This window comes from Streptomyces sp. ISL-99, from assembly GCF_018614005.1.
Lineage (GTDB): Bacteria > Actinomycetota > Actinomycetes > Streptomycetales > Streptomycetaceae > Streptomyces > Streptomyces flavidovirens.
Map to the genome: position 1 here is coordinate 118,110 of NZ_JAGGPC010000012.1, position 17,591 is coordinate 135,700.

A 17,591-nucleotide genomic window follows, 5' to 3' on the forward strand; every position below is an offset into this window, starting at 1 on the left:
ACCGTCATTCTGTGTAGGTGGCAGAACGAGTACGTGTGCGTGAAATCGACGATGCCGAGGGCAAACGACTGCTGCGGATCATCCGCAGGGGCACCGGATCGGTGGTGACCTGGCGGCGGGCCCAGATGGTGCTGCTGTCCGCACAGGGCATGCCGGTAGCGAAGATCGCTGAGGTTTCGTTCACCAGCGCCGACCGGGTACGGGACGTGATCCACAACTTCAATGTCGACGGCTTCGACTCGCTGTACCCGAAGTACAAGGGCGGCCGGCCCAGGACTTTCACGCTACCCGAGCGCCGCGAGATCAAGAAGATCGCGAAGTCCAAGCCGACCGAGCACGACTTGCCGTTCTCCACCTGGAGCCTGACCAAGCTGGCGGACTTCCTGGTCGCAGAGGGGGTGGTCGACGACATCAGCCACGAGGGCCTGCGCATCCTGCTCCGCGAGGAGGGCGTCTCCTTTCAACGCCTGAAGACCTGGAAAACCTCCCGTGATCCGGACTACGCGACCAAGAAGGCCCGCATCGAGCACCTCTATGCGATCGCTGACGGCGAGGTCATACCCGAGCAGGGCGAGCCCGAAATCATCTTCTGCCTGGACGAGTTCGGGCCGCTCAACCTAATCCCCCACCCCGGGCGGCAGTGGGCCGACCGCGGCGGCAGGCACAAGGACCCCGACCGTGACCCACGCAGACGGCGCAGGGCGACCTACCACCGATACGGCGGAGTACGGCACCTGTTCGCCGCCCTGGGCCTGGCCAAGGACAAGCTCTACGGCCACATCAAGCCGGTCAAGAAGCGCACTCAATTCCTGGAGTTCTGCCGCTACCTGCGCACGCTTTACCCAACGGCGGTGCGGATCGCCATCGTCTGTGACAATTTCTCCCCGCACCTGACCACGAAGAAGTGCCAGCGGGTCGGCACCTGGGCGGCGGCGAACAACGTCGAAGTCGCCTACACCCCGACGAACTCCTCCTGGTTGAACCGGATCGAGGCCCAGTTCACGGCCCTGCGCTACTTCACGCTCGACGGCACGGACCACGCTGACCACAAGGAACAGGGCAGCATGATCCGCCGCTACGTCATCTGGCGAAACCGCCACGCCGACGACCGGCGCCTACGCGCCGTCGTCGACCGGGCCAACACTGCCTGATCCGGAAGCGCTATACGCCGGTGGTGCCGTCGATGCGTTCCCGGAGCAGGTCGGCATGGCCGTTGTGGCGGGCGTACTCCTCGATCATGTGGACGTAGATCCAGCGGAGGCTGACGTCCTGCTCCATGAAGCGGCCGGTGTCGGTCAGAGCGCGGTCGGCGCAGTGCTCGCGGGCGCGGGCGATCTCCGCGTGCCAGGTGGCCAGAGCGTCGCGCAGGGTGGCGCCCTCGGCCAGCTCGAAGCCGCCGTCGGGGCCATCGGGGTCGGCCTGCGGGTCGTAGATGGGCGGGGCCTGTTCTCCGGCGAACACTCGGCGGAACCAGTTCCGCTCCACCTCCGCCATGTGCTGGACGAGGCCGGTCAGTGTGAAGCCGGACGGCGGCACGGATGCGACGGCGGCCTTCTCATCGTCCAGGCCCTCGCACTTCATGGCGAGGGTGGTGCGATGAAAGTCGAGCCAGCTTTCGAGCGTGGTGCGCTCGTCGGCGTTCAGGGGCGGCATAGGGCGTTCGATGATGGCCGTCGGTCGATTATCGCCAGCGGCCGAATCCGTCGACAGGCAGGACCTCACAACGGGGCGAACGTTGCCTGATGCGGCACTAGACAGAGAGCGGTACGGGGTGGATCTCGGCGGCCGGGTGACCGGTTCGCTCGTGGACACGCTTCACCGCATCCGCGGAGGGCGCTTCGGAGAGGCAGTACACGACGCCCGCGTCGGGGTCGGCCCACGCCCGCTCGAAGCGCACTCCCTCCTCCGCCTCGATCGCCAGATCTGCCCGGTGTGCCGCCGAGAGTTGCTCGGCCGTGATGCCCTTCATGTCGTGGTGGACATCCATGAATGTGGTCATCGCCCGCCACCTCCGGTTTTTTCGTCGGCTCATGGCTTCGGCACAGGTGACCGGGCATGGGCCGTGGCCTGGCGCCGAAGCCCTCCTCCCACCATCGTGCGCCCGCCGCCGACCGGAGGCCAGCGCACGCACGGTGATCCGACGAGCACGCAGGATGAACAGCCCACGCCGGCCGGGACCGGTCAGCCCGCCCACAGCCCCTCTCCCGTCAGCCCCAGCAGCTCGATCGCGTTGCGCCGTACGATCCGGTCCACCACGTCCGCGTCCAGGTGGCCCATCTGCTGCTCGCCGACCTCCCGCGACTTGGGCCAGGTGGAGTCGGAGTGCGGGTAGTCGGTCTCGTACAGGACGTTGCCCACGCCGATCGCGTCGAGGTTCCGCAGCCCGAAGGCGTCGTCGAAGAAGCAGCCGTAGACGTGCTCGGTGAAGAGCTCCGACGGCGGCCGGAGCACCTTCTCCGCCACCCCGCCCCAGCCCCGGTTCTCCTCCCAGACCACGTCCGCGCGCTCCAGGATGTACGGGATCCATCCGATCTGCCCCTCGGCGTACATGACCTTCAGGTTCGGGAAGCGCTCGAACTTGCCGCTCATCAGCCAGTCGACCATCGAGAAGCAGCAGTTGGCGAAGGTGATGGTCGAGCCCACCGCCGGCGGGGCGTCGGCCGAGGTCGACGGCATCTTGCTGGAGGAGCCGATGTGCATCGCGACGACCGTTCCGGTCTCGTCGCACGCGCGCAGGAACGGGTCCCACTCGTCGGTGTGGATGGACGGCAGGCCCAGATGCGGGGGTATTTCGGAGAACGCGACCGCGCGCACGCCGCGGTCCGCGTTCCTGCGGACTTCGGCGGCGGCGAGTCCGGCGTCCCAGAGCGGGATGAGCGTGAGGGGTATGAGGCGGCCGTGGGCATCGGGACCGCACCACTCCTCCACCATCCAGTCGTTGTACGCCCGGACGCCGAGCAGCCCCAGCTCGCGGTCCTTGGCCTCGGTGAACGTCTGGCCGCAGAAGCGCGGGAAGGTGGGGAAGCAGAGGGCAGACTGGACGTGGTTGACGTCCATGTCGGCGAGGCGGTCGGGCACGGAGTACGACCCGGGCCGCATCTGCTCGTACGTGATGACTTCGAGTCTGATCTCGTCCCTGTCGTAACCGACCGCCGTGTCCAGCCTGGTCAGGGGGCGGTGCAGGTCCTCGTACACCCACCAGTCGCCGACCGGCCCGTCGTCACCCTTCGCACCCATCACCGGAGCGAACTTCCCTCCCAGGAAGCTCATTTCCTTCAGGGGGGCGCGGACGACGCGGGGACCGGAGTCCCGGTACTTGGACGGGAGCCGGTCCCGCCAGACGTTGGGGGGCTCAACCGTGTGGTCGTCCACCGAGATGATCTTCGGGAAGGTCTCCATGCCATCCAAGGTAGCGCCGATCTGACGATCCGTCAGCTGTGCGGAGGTGGGTGGGAAATGGGGAGGCGCCTTCCGGTGCTGACGCATTCGCCATGGACAAGGCAAACTGGCTCCTGCGACTGGGCGACTGGGCGGTAGGGCTGACCGCACACGGCAGCAGAGGCAGTAGGGGGAGTGCGATGGACGGCGTACCTCGGGTACCGGAGCAGCGGACTCCGGCTTCCGGTCCGCAGCCCGACGGGGACACCCGGCACGACAACCAGCAGGGAAAGAGCCGGCAGCACCGGCACCACGAACCGGAGGCCGCACCGGAGCCCCAGACCGCACCCGAGCCCGCACCCGAGCCCGAGGCCGTGCGCTTCACCGTGCTCGGGCCCGTCCGCGCCTGGCGCGGCGGGGAGTCCCTCAACACCGGGTCGCCGCAGCAACGTGCCCTGCTGGCCGCCCTCCTCCTCCGCGACGGCCGCACCGCGACCGCGTCCGAGCTGATCGACGCGATCTGGGGCGAGGAGCCGCCGTCGCAGGCGCTGGCGGCGGTACGGACGTACGCCTCCCGGCTGCGCAAGGCACTGAACCCGGGGGTGCTGGTCAGCGAGTCCGGCGGGTACGCGATAAGGGCGGGCGCCGACACCCTGGACCTCACCGTCGCGCAGGACCTGGCCGCCCACGCCGAAAAGGCCCGCGCCTCCGGCGACCGCTGCCAGGCCCGCACCCTGATCAACGAGGCGCTCGGCCTGTGGGACGGCGAACCGCTGGCGTCGGTTCCCGGCCCGTACGCCGAGAACCAGCGGACGCGGCTGGAGGAATGGCGGCTCCAGCTCACCGAGACCCGCCTCGACCTGGACCTGGAGGTCGGCTGCCACGCGGAGGCGATCGCGGAGCTGACGGCCCTGACGGCCGCCCACCCCCTGCGCGAACGCCTGCGCGAACTCCTCATGCTCGCCCTCTACCGCAGCGGCCGCCAGGCCGAAGCCCTCGCCGTGTACGCCGATACGCGCCGCCTCCTGGCCGACGAGCTGGGCGTGGACCCACGCCCCGAGCTCTCGCACCTCCAGCAGCGCATCCTGGAGGCCGACGCGGACCTGGCCCGCCCGGTGGAACCGGCGCCGTCGGCGGCCCCGGCGGTCGTACGGCCCGCCCAACTTCCGGCCACAGTCCCCGACTTCACGGGCCGCGCGTCTTTCGTACGCGAACTGGGTGACCGCCTGGCCACGGCGGAGGCCGGTGTCATGGCCGTCTCGGCGCTGGCGGGCATCGGGGGCGTGGGCAAGACGACCCTCGCGGTGCACGTGGCGCACGCGGCCCGCTCCCACTTCCCGGACGGCCAGCTGTACGTGGACCTGCAGGGCGCGGGCTCGCGCGCGGCGGAACCGGAGACGGTCCTGGGGGCGTTCCTGCGAGCCCTGGGCACTCCCGACACCGCCATCCCCGACACGCTGGACGAGCGGGCGGCCCTCTACCGCTCGACCCTCGACGGCCGCCGCATCCTGGTCCTGCTGGACAACGCCCGGGACGCGTCGCAGATCCGCCCGCTGCTCCCCGGCACGACGGGCTGCGCGGCGCTGGTGACGAGCCGGGCGCGGATGGTGGACCTGGCGGGGGCGCACCTGGTGGACCTGGACGTCATGTCCCCCGAGGAGGCTCTCCAGTTCTTCACGAAGATCGTGGGCGCCGAGCGGGTCGGTTCCGAACGCGAGGCGGCGCTGGACGTCGTGGGCGCGTGCGGCTTCCTCCCCCTGGCCATCCGCATCGCGGCCTCCCGCCTGGCGGCCCGCCGCACGTGGACGGTCTCGGTCCTGGCGGCGAAGCTGGCGGACGAACGCCGCCGCCTCGACGAACTCCAGGCCGGCGACCTGGCGGTCAAGGCCACGTTCGAGCTCGGCTACGGCCAGCTGGAGCCGCAACAGGCCCGCGCCTTCCGTCTCCTCGGCCTGGCGGACGGCCCGGACATCTCCCTGGCGGCGGCAGCGGCCGTACTGAACCAGCCCGTCCAGGACACCGAAGACCTCCTGGAATCCCTGGTCGACGCCTCCCTCCTCGAATCGGCGGCCCCCGGCCGCTACCGCTACCACGACCTGGTCCGCCTCTACGCCCGCGCCTGCGCGGAACGCGACGAACAACCGCCGGTGGAACGGGAGCGGGCTCTGTCGCGACTGCTGGACTTCTACCTGGCCACGGCGGCGGCGGTGTACGCACTGGAGCGGCCGGGGGACCGGCTGGTGGACCACTTGGAGCCCGCGCGGTACCCGGGTCTGCGGTTCACCGACCGCCATGACGCCCAGGACTGGCTCTACGCGGAGGCGGACGCCCTGCTGGCCTGCGTACGCCAATCGTCCGGGCCGGACAGCCTGCGCCGGGCGATCGATCTGTTGTGGGCCGTCCACGACCTGGCGGAGTCGGGGGCCAATTCCAAGCAGTACGAAGCGACGGCCATCACGATGCGCGACGCGGCACGGGAGTGCGGTGACACGCGCGCCGAGGGCCGTGGGCTCATGTCACTGGCCAACGTTCATCAGGTGGCCGGTCGCTTCGACCAGGCCGACCGCGAGGCCGAAGAGGCCATGCGGTTCGCCGAGGCTTCGCAGGACTTGCTGCCGATGTGCTGGGCTCGCAATGCCCGCGGCATCATCGCGATCTACCAGAACCGCCACGCGGACGGCGAGGGGCACCTGACCCGGGCCATCGAGGACTTCCGCGCCGACGGGAACCGCCCGGGGGAGGCAAGCGCCCTGTGCAACCTCTCCCGTGTCCGGCTCGCGATGGGGCGCACTGCGAGCGCGGTCACTCTGGCGCAGCAGGGCATCACCATCTACGACGACATGGGGCACTCCCTGCGGGGTGCGAACGGCCGGTACGCCCTGGGGCTGGCGCTCACGCAGAGCAGGCAGCTCGATGCCGCGGCGGAGAGCCTGCGGGAAGCGCTGGACATCTTCCGGGACAGTCGCCAGCGCCTCTGGGAAGGCATGACGCTCTTCCGGCTCGCGGAGGTCGACCTCGCCGACCGCCGGCCCGCGCTGGCGGCGTCCAAGGCCGAGCAGGCCTTGACCGTGCTCCGGGGCATCGGGGGCGAATGGCGGCGCGGCAACGTCCTCACCGTTCTCGGCCACGCCCTGCACGGGATCGGCCAGCTCGGCCGGGCGCAGGTCTGCTGGCGCGAAGCCGTGGCCATATACGAGGAAATGGGTTCGGCTGAAGCAAACGAAGTACGGGCTCTGCTGGCGCCGGTAGCGGCCGCGTAGTACCCCACGCAGGGCGTTCATTGAACGTTTATCGCTGCCCGGCATGCTCATGCCTGTCGATCCGCCGCGTCGGGGGGCTAGCGGATCAACGGCAAAGGCCGGGCACTAAGGTGAACGGCCCTGAGACGCCCGTCCGGCAGTCCACGGGGGAACAGCCGGGCGGGCATCGCCGATCAATGCAGGCTGAGACAGCCAGACAGGGGAATTCACGATCATGGGCGACGCGAAGAGCAACGAGCCGATCCTCAAGCCGCAGGACCAGCACGCCACGGGCACTGAGACCGGCACAGCGACGACGCAGGACCAGCACGCCACGGGCGGCGACGCAACGACCCAGGACCAGCACGCCACGACAGAGCCTGCCTGACCGACTGAGACCTTACTGACGGGGAACGCGGCCGCGGTGGCCCGGAGGGGGAGCCACCGCGGCCGCCGCATGTCCGGGGGCGGGGGCGGGGGTGGGGCTTCGGCAACCCCACCCCCCGCCGCGTGCCCTCCGGCGCCGCTACAGTCGCCGGGCCCGCAGCTCGCTCTTCAGGACCTTGCCGCTCGCATTCCTGGGCAGCTCGCCGACGAACTCGACCTGCCTCGGGACCTTGTAGTTCGCCATTTCGCGGCGCGACCAGGCGATCAGGTCGTCCGAGGTGAGCGTGGAGCCGGGGCGGCGGACCGTGTACGCCTTGCCCACCTCGCCCAGCCTCGCGTCCGGAACGCCGATCACCGCCACGTCCGCCACGTCCGGGTGCAGGCCCAGCAGCTGCTCGATTTCCGCCGGATAGGCGTTGAAGCCGCCGACTATGAACATGTCCTTGACCCGGTCCGTGATGCGGAGGTTGCCGGCCTCGTCCAGTACGCCCACATCGCCCGTATGCAGCCAGCCGTCCGGCGTGATGGCCGCAGCCGTCCCGGCCGGGTCCTCGTAGTAGCCGCGCATGACGTTGAAGCCCCGGACCAGGATCTCGCCCGGCGTGCCGGGCTCGGCCGCCAGGACGCGGACCTCCGTGCCGGGGATCGCGCGTCCCGATGTCGACGCGATCGTCTGCGGCGGGTCGCCCCGGCGGCACATCGTCACGATGCCGGACGCCTCGGAGAGGCCGTACGCCGTGAGGACCGTGGAGATGTGGAGTTCGCTGCGCAGGCGTTCCACCAGCCGGAGGGGGACCACCGCCGCGCCCGTCACCACCAGGCGCAGGGCGGAGAGGTCGTGAGCGTCTCGGGACGGGTGGTCCAGGAGTGACTGGTGGAGCGTGGGCGGGCCCGGCAGGACCGAGATGCGTTCGGCCGCGATGTTCGCCAGGACCGTGTCCACGTTGAAGACCGGCTGCGGGACCATCGTCACGCCGCGCATCAGGCAGGCGATGATGCCCGCCTTGTAGCCGAAGGTGTGGAAGAAGGGGTTCACGATCAGATAGCGGTCGCCCTCGCGCAGGCCGGCCAGCTCGGACCAGATGGCGTAGCCCCGCAGCGTCTGCGCGTGCGTGATCACCGCGCCCTTGGGGCGGCCGGTCGTCCCCGACGTGAAGATGATGTCCGAAGGCGAAGACCCCGTGACCGACGCCGCACGAGCGCGGACGTCCGCCGAGGACACCACCTCGCCGGACGCCAGGAAGTCCTTCCACGTGCGGTACGTGGGGTACTCGTCGGGCGCCGCGTCGGCCAGCACCACCACCCGCTCCAGGTGCGGGAGGTCCACGTCCGCCCGGCGCAGGGACGCCACGTACGACGTACCGAGGAACGTGCCGGTGATGAAGAGGAGCTTCGCCCGGCTGCGGGAGAGGACGTACGCCGCCTCGGTGCCCTTGAAGCGCGTGTTCAGCGGGACCAGGACCGCGCCCGCCGTCACCGCGCCGAGCGCGGACACGATCCAGTCGAGGGTGTTGGGCGCCCAGACCGCCACCCGGTCACCGGGCTCGACTCCGGAGGCCATGCAGGCCGCCGCCGCCCGCTCGACGCGCTCGCCCAGTCCGGCGTACGAGACACGGGTCCGGCCCTCGACCACGGCCTCCCGCTCGCCGTACCGCTCCGCCGCACTCCGCACCAGCTCCGGGATGCTGCTCCACTCGACGTTCGCTACATCCCCGACGTCCCCGAAATCCCCGACGTCCCCGCCATCGCCGCCGTCCCCGACGAACCCGCCGCCCGCTGCGCTCATGGCAAGCCCTCCCACACCACTAGCTGACTAACCGTCAGATTAGCGGTAGCCTGACGCGCTGTCAGCAGTAGGAGACGGCAGTCACGACCATCGCGGAGGTGCCCCGACGTGGCGACGCTCAAGGACGCGACAGCGATAGTCGGTACGGGACAGACCCCCTTCGCCAAGCAACTCCCCGAATCCGAGAAGACCTTGGCCTGCCGCGCCGTCCTCGCCGCCCTCGACGACGCGGGTATCGCCCCGTCCGAGGTCGACGGACTCGCCTCGTACACCATGGAGGAGACCGACGAAGTCGAGGTGGCGAAGTCCATCGGCGCCGGCGACATCACCTTCTTCTCCAAGGTCGGGTTCGGCGGCGGCGGGTCCTGCGCCACCGTCGCCCACCTCGCCGCCGCCATCGCCACCGGCCAGGCGAGCGTCGGCGTCGCGTGGCGCTCGCGCAAGCGCGGGTCGGGGCCGCGGCCCTGGAGGAACACCACCGCGCAGCTCCCCACGCCCGCCCAGTGGACCCGCCCCTTCGGCCTCCTGCGCCCCGCCGACGAGATCGGCATGCTCGCCCGCCGGTACATGCACGAGTACGGCGCCACCCGCGACCACCTCTTCAACGTCGCCCTGGCCTGCCGGAACCGGGCGAATCAGAACCCGGCCGCGATCATGTACGAACGACCCCTGACCCGCGACATGTACATGAACTCGCGCTGGATCAGCGAGCCGCTCTGCCTCTTCGACAACTGCCTGGAGACGGACGGGGCACTGGCGTGCGTGATCGTCAGCGCCGAGCGCGCCCGCGACTGCCGGCAGAAGCCCGTGTACGTCCACTCCGCCGCCCAGGGCCTGCCCGCCCAGCACCACGGCATGGTCAACTACTGGAACGACGACCCCCTCACCGGCCCGGCCTGGACCGCCGCCCGCCAGCTCTGGAAGCAGGCCGACTTCGGCCCGGACGATGTCGACGTCGCCCAGATCTACGACGCCTTCACACCGCTGATTCCGCTGTCCCTGGAGGGCTACGGCTTCTGCGGGCGGGGAGAAGGAGCGGCGTTCACCGAAGGCGGCGCCCTGGAGAGCGGCGGGCGGCTGCCGATCAACACCGGGGGTGGCGGGCTCAGCGAGGCGTACGTCCATGGCTTCAACCTCATCACCGAAGGCGTCAAGCAACTGCGCGGCACCAGCACCGCCCAGGTACCGGACGCCGCCACCTGCCTGGTCACGGCGGGCGAGGGTGTCCCGACGTCGGCCCTGCTGCTGAGGAGTTGAGAGATGCGCGACAGTCGCAGTGAGAGCGACAGTGACAGTTACCGTGACCGTGACCGTGACAGCCTGCTGGTTCCCGTTGTCGACGACGACGGCGCCCCCTTCTGGGAGTACGCCGCCCAGGGCGAGCTCCGCGTCCAGGCCTGCGCCGCCAACGGCTGCGGCGAGCTGCGCTTTCCGCCCCGGCCCTGCTGCCCGCACTGCCAGTCGTTCGAGAGCGAATGGCGGCGGATGAGCGGCAGGGGAAGGATCTGGTCGTACGTCATGCCTCATCCGCCACTTCTGCCCGCGTACGCCGCCCAGGCCCCGTACAACGCGGTCGTCGTGGAACTGGCCGACGCCACGCACATCCGGCTCGTGGGAAATGTGGTCGCCGAGCCCGGCGCCGCACTCGACTCCGTCGATCCGGCGCGGCTGCGCATCGGCGCGAAAGTGCAGGTCGCGTTCACGAAGGGCGCGGGTGCGAGCGGCGTGACGGTACCTCAGTGGCTGCTGGAACGGTCGTGAGCGGCGTCCGCGTCGAGCGGGACAAGGACACGGGCGTCGCGGTCGTCACTCTCGACCGGCCGGAGCGGCACAACGCCATTGACCTGGCCGCCGCCCGTCAACTGGGAGCGATTTGGCGCGAGTTCCGGTTCGACGAGAGCGTACGGGCCGTCGTGCTCACCGGAGCGGGAGGCACGGCCTTCTGCAGCGGAATCGACCGGGGGGTGGACGTCCCTCAGCCCCCGTCGCCGTACTCCATCGACGATCCGCTCCTCTCCATCGGGCCGAAGGCGAACGACCTGTGGAAGCCGGTGATCGCGGCGGTGCGGGGGATGGCGTGCGGCGGGGCGTTCTATCTGCTGGGGGAGGCCGAGTTCATCGTCGCCGCCGAGGACGCGGCCTTCTTCGATCCGCACACGACGTACGGGATGGTCAGCGCGTACGAGACGATCCACATGGCGCAGCGGATGCCGTTCGGGGAGGTCGCCCGGATGGCGCTGATGGGGACGGGCGAACGGGTGTCCGCGCGGCGCGCGTACGAGACGGGGCTGGTGTCGGAAGTCGTCCCGAGCGGGGAGGAAGTGGCGGCGGCCGTGCGCGCGGCCGAGGTGATCGCGTCGTACCCGACGGAGGCTGTGCAGGGCACGGTGCGGGCGGTGTGGGCGGCGACGGAGGGGGCGCGCGGTCAGGCTCTCGCGCAGGCGCCGCACCTGGTGGCGCTCGGCAATCTGCCGTCGGACCGGCAGGCGGAACTCTTCACCGCCCGCCGGTCCGGATTCCGTACGCGCTAGGACCGGACAGGACCTAGGCGTGCCGCGTCAGCCGGAGATGCGCCGCACGTTGCTGAGCGTGCACTTGCCGCCGGAGGTCTCGCCCGCCTGGGCGACGTACGGGGTGGCGACATCGAGCCTGTCGGTCTGGCCCGCGAGCACCATGGACGTGCTGGGGTGGCGCGTCGCGATGGTCGCACCGCTCGGGTCGGTGAACCTGACCGTGAAGGTGTAGGTGTAGTTCTCCGACGAGCTGCTGTTGGTGGCGCTGACAGCGGCGACGATGCCGCGGGAGGGGTCGTACAGGCAGGAGTCGATCCGTACGTCCGTGATGTTCGTGTTGCCGCGGCTGCCGGAGGTCGATCCCGTGGTGGTGGACGAGCCGGTGGTGTAACCACTGGTCGTGCTGCTGCCGGTGCTGCTCGTGCTGCCACTGGTGGTGCTGCTGCCGGTCGTGGTGTCGCCGCTGGTGTAGCCGCCCGACGTGTAGCCGTCGTCGTAGCTCGAACCGCCGCTGCTGCTACGGCGCTCTTGATTGACGCGCGCACGTCACCCTAGTGGGGCGCCGGACGCGCCTGCAAACGCGTGTCGGCGGGGCGCCGGTGCGCTTGCGGCGACCCGTCCCGCGACTGGCAGCCGCCGCCGCGTGGGCGTAGCGTCGTCACCGAGAGCCACCAAAAGGAGGCGGCGATGTTCCGCAGCGTCCTCGGCTGGATCCTCGCTCTCGTCGGAGCGACGGCCGCCGTGCTCAGCCCCTTCCGTACCTGGTACGACGGTCGTCTCGGGCGCGACTACCGCATCGGCGACCTGTTCGGCGGCATTACGGACAGTGAGGCCGGGATCGCAGGATCGATCCTGCTGCCGTTCGCCTTCGCCGCCCTGCTGACCCTGGCCGGGCTGCTGCTGCGGTCCCGGCTGATGGTCGTCCTCGCCGGGGTCGTCGTGCTCGGCTTCACCGTGCTGTGGATGGTCCGCGTCGGCCAGGCGCGAGGCGGCCTCACGGTCGACAGTGAGGGCACCGGCCTGGACATCGGCGTCGCGCTCGCGTTCGGCGGCGGCGTACTCCTCCTGCTGGCCGCTGCCGTGATGCTCGGACGCGGGCAACGGCGTCGGCGCGTGGACGGCGACAAACACCGGCGCCGCGAGCCCGAGCACGACTACGAACACGAGCACGGCTACGACCGCGACTACCCGCCGCACGAGCGCGCACCGGAGGAAGGGGCCGAGCAGCCCTTCCCCTGGCGTCCGGGGCGCGGCGGACCCGGCGGACCGGGCGGACCGGGTGGACCCGACGACCGGCCACCCCCGCCGGATCACCGCTACCGGTAGCGGCAGCGGTCGCCCCTACCGCCGGCCACCCCGCCTCAGGCGCGCGTCCCCGACGCCCGGCCCGTCGCCGTGCCCTTCACCGCGTCCAGCGCGTACACGCACCGGTCCTTGCTGCACGCGTACACCACACCACCCCGTGCCACCGGTGACCCGGTGATCTCACCGCCGGTCGCGAGCTTCCAGCGCAGCTGGCCGCCGCTCGCGTCCAGCGTGTAGAGGCAGTGGTCGGCCGAACCGAAGTGGACGCGGCCGTCGGAGACCACGGGCGCGCCGATGACGTCGCCGCCCGCCGCGAAGCGCCACTTCGGGGTGCCGGTCACCGCGTCCAGGGTGTAGAGCGCGCTGCCGCTGCCCACATGGATGTTGCCCGCCGCGACCAGCACCGGCTCGATGGACTGGCGGGACTCCGTGGCGATACGCCACCGGTCCTTGCCGGTGGAGGCGTCCAGGGCGTACACCGTGCCGAGGTAGTCGGCCAGGTAGACGCCACCGCCCGTGACCGCCGGACCCGGCGCGAAGGCGGGCGGGCTGAGGAAGACCGCGGGGGCCTCGAAGTGCCACCGCACATGGCCGCTGAGGGCCTCGATGGCGAGGACGCGCGGGCCGGCGGCGACGTACACATAGCCGTCCGGCGCCGACGTCAGCCGCAGCGGGACTCCGCCGCAGGACGCCGCGTCGCCGATCGGGTACGACCAGCGCTCGATGCCGGTACGGGAGTCAAGGGCGCGCAGCCTCGCGTCCTGCCACACGTACACCGTGTCGTCGTGTACGGCGGGACCCGCCTCCGGGGTCTCGAAGTCACTCTGGGCGCCGGTGAGTTCCCACAGCTTCTGGCCGTTGGACGCCTCCCAGGCCTGGACGCCGCCGCCACGCGTGCCGGTCACCACCGTGCCGCGGTCGGCCTTGAGGGAGTACACCCACGCGTCGGTCTGGAGCCGCCACCGCTCCTGGCCGTCGGCGGCGTCGAGGGCGTACAGCGTCGGGCCGTCGGAGGCGTGGATACGGCCGCCCGCGACCGCCATCGCCCAGGCGACGTCCCGCGTCTTGAACTTTCGCCGGCCGCTCGCCACATCGAGGGCGTGCACCTCGAAGGAGGTGACGTAGACCAGGTCGCCCGCGACGGCCGGTGTGCCCCACACGTCGTTGGACATGCGGAACCGCCACGGCCGCCATCCCCCGGAAGGCCCCGCGCCGTCGGCCGACTGCGCGGGCGGCAAAATGGCCGGGGGCGGCGGGGCGGAAACGGGCGGAGGTACGACGCCGGTGGCGGCGTCCGCACGGTTCGGGGAGGCGGTCACCCCGGCCGGGGGCCTGATCCAGCCCGTGGCGTGCTCGCCCGGCGCGGGACCCGCCCCGGCGCGGCCGTCGGCCGCGCGGGGGCCCGGGCCGATCGGCACTTTGGAGCCGGGCAGCCGTACAGCGGCATGCTGCGGGGCGTGGGGGGCGTGGGCAGCGGCATGCGCACCCTGGGCACCGTGCGGCCCCTGCGCCTCTTGCGCCGCGGGGCCGGCGTGCGCGCCCTGCGGCGCGCGCCCGTCCACGTACGACGCAGCGGCGGGAGCGGAGGCCGAAGCCGGCGCCTCGGACCGGGACGCCACCGGGGCGAACGGCGGCGGGCCCGGCGGTCTCGGCGGTGTGGAGTGCGCCCGGGACGGCGGCGTACTCGGCGCGCTCGGCAGTGCGGGACGCCCGCCCCGCCGCTGTTCGATCATCGCGGTCGCCCTTGCGGGCAGCCACGCGGACGCCGTACCGCTGTCGTCCTCGCCGGAGGCGAAGAGGTGCGGCGAGAGCTGCGCCTGGAGGTCGGCCGGGCTGGGCCGCCGTACCGCTTCCATCTGCATGCACGACTCGATCAGCGGGCGCAGCTCGTCGGGCAGACCCTCGACGTCCGGGCCCTCGCGCAGCAGCATGAAGACCGTCTCGACCGGGTTCACGCCGTGGAACGGGGCGTGCCCGGTCGCCGCGAAGACCAGCGTCGAGCCGAGCGAGAAGATGTCGCTGGCACCCGTCACGCTGCGCGAGTCGCGCGCCTGCTCGGGTGACATGTAGGCGGGCGTACCGACGGCGACGTTGGTCATGGTCAGCCGCGTGTTGGAGACGCCGGAGGCGATGCCGAAGTCGATGACGCGCGGTCCGTCCTCCACCACCAGGACGTTCGACGGCTTGAGGTCGCGGTGGACCAGGCCCGCCCCGTGGATGGACTGGAGCGCCTCGGCGATACCCGCCGCCAGCCAGCGCACCGCCTGGGCCGGCATCGGCCCGCATTCATTCACTATTTCTTCGAGGGAGGGCGCGGGTACGTACGCCGTGGCCAGCCACGGCACCGCCGCCCGCGGATCGGCGTCCACGACGGCGGCCGTGTAGAAGCCGCTGACGGCCCGCGCCGCCTCCACCTCGCGCGTGAAGCGGACGCGGAACAGCTGGTCCTCGGCGAGCTCGGTCCTTACCGTCTTGATCGCCACGCGCCGGCCGGACGCCGACCGCGCGAGATAGACCAGCCCCATGCCGCCGGCCCCAAGCCGGGCCAGTACCTCGAACGGGCCGATCCGCCGCGGGTCATGCTGCGTCAGCTGCTCCATAACTTGCCTGCCACCTCCCCGTACGAGGCCGCAAACACAGCCCCGTGAAGCGTCTCACCACTGGGCACCACCCAGCGGTGCGCAACCCTGATTCTTCCTGTCTGAGGCGGTGGTGGCGAACCCGGGGGCGGACCGGGGTGTCTCACCCGGATTCGGACAGGGCGCGCGGGAGAAAAATGTCGGTGATGGTCTGCTACGTCTCGTTTTTCCGGGGCCCGTCAGGTCCGAGGCGTTCGTCGACCTCGTCACTTTCGGCCAGGCTTGCGGGCTTCGCAGATTCGGACGGTTCGGCCGACTCGGCAGGTTCGGCGGGGCCGGCTGGTTCGGAAGGTTCCGAAGGCTCAGCGCGTTCGGCAGGGGCAGCCTGTTCGGCCGACTCGGCAGGTCCAGCCTCTTCAGCCGGGGCCGCCGCCTCAGCCGGTCCAGCCGCCTCAGCCGGTCCAGCCGCCTCAGTCGGCTCAGCCAGTTCCGCCAGTTCCGCCAGTACGGCGAAAGTGGCCCCCTGATTGTCGGTGAGCACCGCGACCCGGCCGTACGGCGTGTCGAACGGCTGCGCCTGGACGCGCCCGCCGAGCTCGACGGCCTTTGACGCCGCCCCGTCGCAGTCTTCGACCACGAAATAGATCATGAAGTGGTCCGGCATCTCGACCGGGAAGGCGTCGCCCATGAGACTGCGGCCACCGATGGCCGTGTCGGGGCCGGGATCGGCGCCCGCCGGGGACCACGTCCTGAAGTCCTCGCCCTCTTCGTCGAGGTCGACGCCCTGGAAGCCGAAGACGGTCTCGTAGAAGGGATCGGTCCGGCCCTTGTCGCGCGCGTAGACCTCGGTCCAGCAGAAGGAGCCCGACTGGTCCCGCTTCTCGAAACCGGCATGGCTGCCCGCCTGCCAGAGCCCGAAGACCGCGCCGCCCGGGTCGGCGGCCACAGCCATCGTGCCGAGCGGAGATACGGGCAGCGGGTCCGTCACCATCTGGCCGCCCGCCTCCCGGATCCTCCGGGCGAGCGCCGCCGCGTCGTCGGTGGCGAAGTAGACACCCCAGGCGGTGGGCATCCGCCCGTCCCGCTTGGGGGCGAGGGCGGCGACCTTCTTGCCGCCGCTGAGGGCATTGACGAACGCGGCCTGCCCTGCCCTGCCCGACCAGCCCGTTTTTGCCCGCTCGTCGATGCCGGGGTCCTCAAATGTCCAGCCGAAGAGCCCACCGTAGAAACGCTTGCCCGCTTCGACGTCGTCCAGCGTCACATCGACCCAGCACGGGATGCCTTCCGCATATACGGCCATGGGCCCGGGTCCTTCCGTCACGCAGGGCAGAACGATGTGTGGCGCCCGTCACATCCAAAGTTAACGGGCCGCCGCACCTCACGCAGGGGAGAAAATCGAACAAGTGGCCCACTATCGGGGCATCACGCCATGGCACACATGGGTTGACCACCAAAGTTGTCCACAGGCTGTTGATAAGACTATTCGGGTCAGGGGTGGCTGGAGGCGGTCAGCGGGCCACCGACGGGCGACTGGCAGGCGACTGGCAGCCCGGCGACGGTCGAGTGGCGGGCCGGGGCGGCTGGCCGGTTCCCCATTTGCAGTCGGCCGAATCGCGCTCCGATCACCCCTCGGTAAGCTGACGGCATGACAGGACAAGTACGCACCGTCGACGGCCGCGTGGCCGGACGACGCGGTCAGGCGACGCGGCAGAAGCTGCTCGACTGCCTCAGCGAGATGCTCAGCTCCTCGCCCTACCGCGACGTCAAAGTCATCGATGTGGCCCGGAAGGCGGGGACTTCACCCGCGACGTTCTACCAGTACTTCCCTGATGTGGAGGGCGCTGTCCTCGAAATCGCGGAAGAAATGGCCAAGGAGGGTGCCGGGTTGACCGAACTCGTCTCCGGCCGCTCCTGGGTCGGCAAGGCGGGCTGGGCGACCTCCGAAGAACTCGTCGAGGGCTTCCTCGACTTCTGGCGCAAAAACGACGCCATCCTCCGGGTCGTCGACCTCGGCGCCGCGGAGGGCGACAAGCGGTTCTACAAGATCCGCATGAAGATCCTGAACTCGGTCACCAACTCCCTTACGGACACGGTGAAAGAGCTCCAGTCCAAGGGCAAGGTCGACAAGGACATCAGCCCCGCCGCCATGGCCGGTTCGCTCGTCGCGATGCTCGCTGCGGTCGCCTCGCACCAGAAGGGCTTCCAGACCTGGGGTGTGAAGCAGAGCGAACTGCGGCCCAACCTCGCCCTGTTGGTGCACCTGGGCATCACCGGCAAGAAGCCGACGAAGTAGCCACCGAGCAGCCGACGAAGCGGGCCGCAACGCAGGCCACGACGCAGGCCCTCGACCCGCGCCCCTCCGGAGCCAGTGCCCCAGTCCTGTCTACGCAGCGGCGGCCCCCGG

General features: G+C 70.7%; 15 protein-coding genes and 1 pseudogene. 10 read left to right on the forward strand and 6 right to left on the reverse strand.

What is annotated here, in order from left to right:
• The first annotated feature begins 17 nt into the window (after positions 1-17).
• Positions 18-1,151 carry an IS630 family transposase gene (locus J7E91_RS07500; RefSeq protein ID WP_214900128.1) on the forward strand — a complete coding sequence of 378 codons (1,134 nt, stop codon included), beginning with the start codon at positions 18-20 and terminating at the stop codon, positions 1,149-1,151.
• 10 nt (positions 1,152-1,161) lie between these two features.
• Here J7E91_RS07500 and J7E91_RS07505 read toward each other — a convergent pair whose 3' ends face one another.
• The 3 genes from J7E91_RS07505 to J7E91_RS07515 all read right to left on the reverse strand — a co-directional run bounded on the left by J7E91_RS07505 (position 1,162) and on the right by J7E91_RS07515 (position 3,399).
• Positions 1,162-1,653 carry a DinB family protein gene (locus tag J7E91_RS07505; RefSeq protein ID WP_214900130.1) on the reverse strand — a complete coding sequence of 164 codons (492 nt, stop codon included), beginning with the start codon at positions 1,651-1,653 and terminating at the stop codon, positions 1,162-1,164.
• 97 nt (positions 1,654-1,750) lie between these two features.
• Positions 1,751-1,999, reverse strand: a complete 249-nt coding sequence (locus J7E91_RS07510; protein WP_214900132.1) for an SCO4226 family nickel-binding protein — start codon at positions 1,997-1,999, stop codon at positions 1,751-1,753.
• Positions 2,000-2,181: 182 nt separating this feature from the next.
• On the reverse strand, positions 2,182-3,399 hold the full coding sequence (locus J7E91_RS07515) for an amidohydrolase family protein (RefSeq protein WP_214900134.1): 1,218 nt from the start codon (positions 3,397-3,399) through the stop codon (positions 2,182-2,184).
• A 179-nt stretch (positions 3,400-3,578) separates the two neighbouring features.
• Between J7E91_RS07515 and J7E91_RS07520 the strand changes: the two genes are divergently transcribed.
• On the forward strand, positions 3,579-6,638 hold the full coding sequence (locus J7E91_RS07520) for a BTAD domain-containing putative transcriptional regulator (protein ID WP_214900136.1): 3,060 nt from the start codon (positions 3,579-3,581) through the stop codon (positions 6,636-6,638).
• 214 nt (positions 6,639-6,852) lie between these two features.
• On the forward strand, positions 6,853-7,005 hold the full coding sequence (locus J7E91_RS07525) for a sigma-like protein (protein ID WP_214900138.1): 153 nt from the start codon (positions 6,853-6,855) through the stop codon (positions 7,003-7,005).
• A 138-nt stretch (positions 7,006-7,143) separates the two neighbouring features.
• Here the strand turns inward: J7E91_RS07525 and J7E91_RS07530 are convergent, their stop codons facing one another.
• Positions 7,144-8,790, reverse strand: a complete 1,647-nt coding sequence (locus J7E91_RS07530) for a FadD3 family acyl-CoA ligase (RefSeq protein ID WP_214900139.1) — start codon at positions 8,788-8,790, stop codon at positions 7,144-7,146.
• 108 nt (positions 8,791-8,898) lie between these two features.
• On the opposite strand from J7E91_RS07530, the gene J7E91_RS07535 reads away from it, so the two are divergent.
• From J7E91_RS07535 to J7E91_RS07555, 6 genes are all read left to right on the forward strand, one after another.
• The gene (locus J7E91_RS07535) at positions 8,899-10,047 is read left to right on the forward strand and encodes a lipid-transfer protein (RefSeq protein WP_214900140.1); all 1,149 of its coding nucleotides are present in this window, start codon (positions 8,899-8,901) and stop codon (positions 10,045-10,047) included.
• A gap of 3 nt (positions 10,048-10,050) precedes the next feature.
• Positions 10,051-10,551, forward strand: coding sequence for a Zn-ribbon domain-containing OB-fold protein (locus tag J7E91_RS07540; protein ID WP_214900141.1), 501 nt, complete (start codon positions 10,051-10,053; stop codon positions 10,549-10,551).
• Positions 10,530-11,321 (forward strand): enoyl-CoA hydratase/isomerase family protein, encoded by a 792-nt coding sequence (locus J7E91_RS07545; protein ID WP_214900142.1) that lies wholly within the window; start codon positions 10,530-10,532, stop codon positions 11,319-11,321. The genes J7E91_RS07540 and J7E91_RS07545 overlap by 22 nt, the downstream gene beginning before the upstream one ends.
• A gap of 19 nt (positions 11,322-11,340) precedes the next feature.
• Positions 11,341-11,535, forward strand: coding sequence for a hypothetical protein (locus J7E91_RS07550; RefSeq protein WP_214900143.1), 195 nt, complete (start codon positions 11,341-11,343; stop codon positions 11,533-11,535).
• A 27-nt stretch (positions 11,536-11,562) separates the two neighbouring features.
• Complete coding sequence (locus J7E91_RS36680) at positions 11,563-11,694, forward strand: hypothetical protein (protein WP_285439038.1); 132 nt, start codon at positions 11,563-11,565, stop codon at positions 11,692-11,694.
• Between the two features lie 296 nt (positions 11,695-11,990).
• Positions 11,991-12,629: a hypothetical protein gene (locus J7E91_RS07555; protein ID WP_214900145.1), complete on the forward strand. Its 639-nt coding sequence runs from the start codon at positions 11,991-11,993 to the stop codon at positions 12,627-12,629.
• A gap of 35 nt (positions 12,630-12,664) precedes the next feature.
• Here J7E91_RS07555 and J7E91_RS07560 read toward each other — a convergent pair whose 3' ends face one another.
• Positions 12,665-15,208: a PQQ-binding-like beta-propeller repeat protein gene (locus J7E91_RS07560; RefSeq protein WP_214900147.1), complete on the reverse strand. Its 2,544-nt coding sequence runs from the start codon at positions 15,206-15,208 to the stop codon at positions 12,665-12,667.
• A gap of 481 nt (positions 15,209-15,689) precedes the next feature.
• Positions 15,690-16,487: pseudogene (locus J7E91_RS07565) on the reverse strand (VOC family protein); the annotation flags it as partial.
• A 345-nt stretch (positions 16,488-16,832) separates the two neighbouring features.
• Between J7E91_RS07565 and J7E91_RS07570 the strand changes: the two are divergent.
• Entirely contained in the window at positions 16,833-17,480 is a 648-nt protein-coding gene (locus J7E91_RS07570) for a TetR family transcriptional regulator (RefSeq protein ID WP_037647617.1), read from the forward strand.
• Positions 17,481-17,591: the final 111 nt, after the last annotated feature.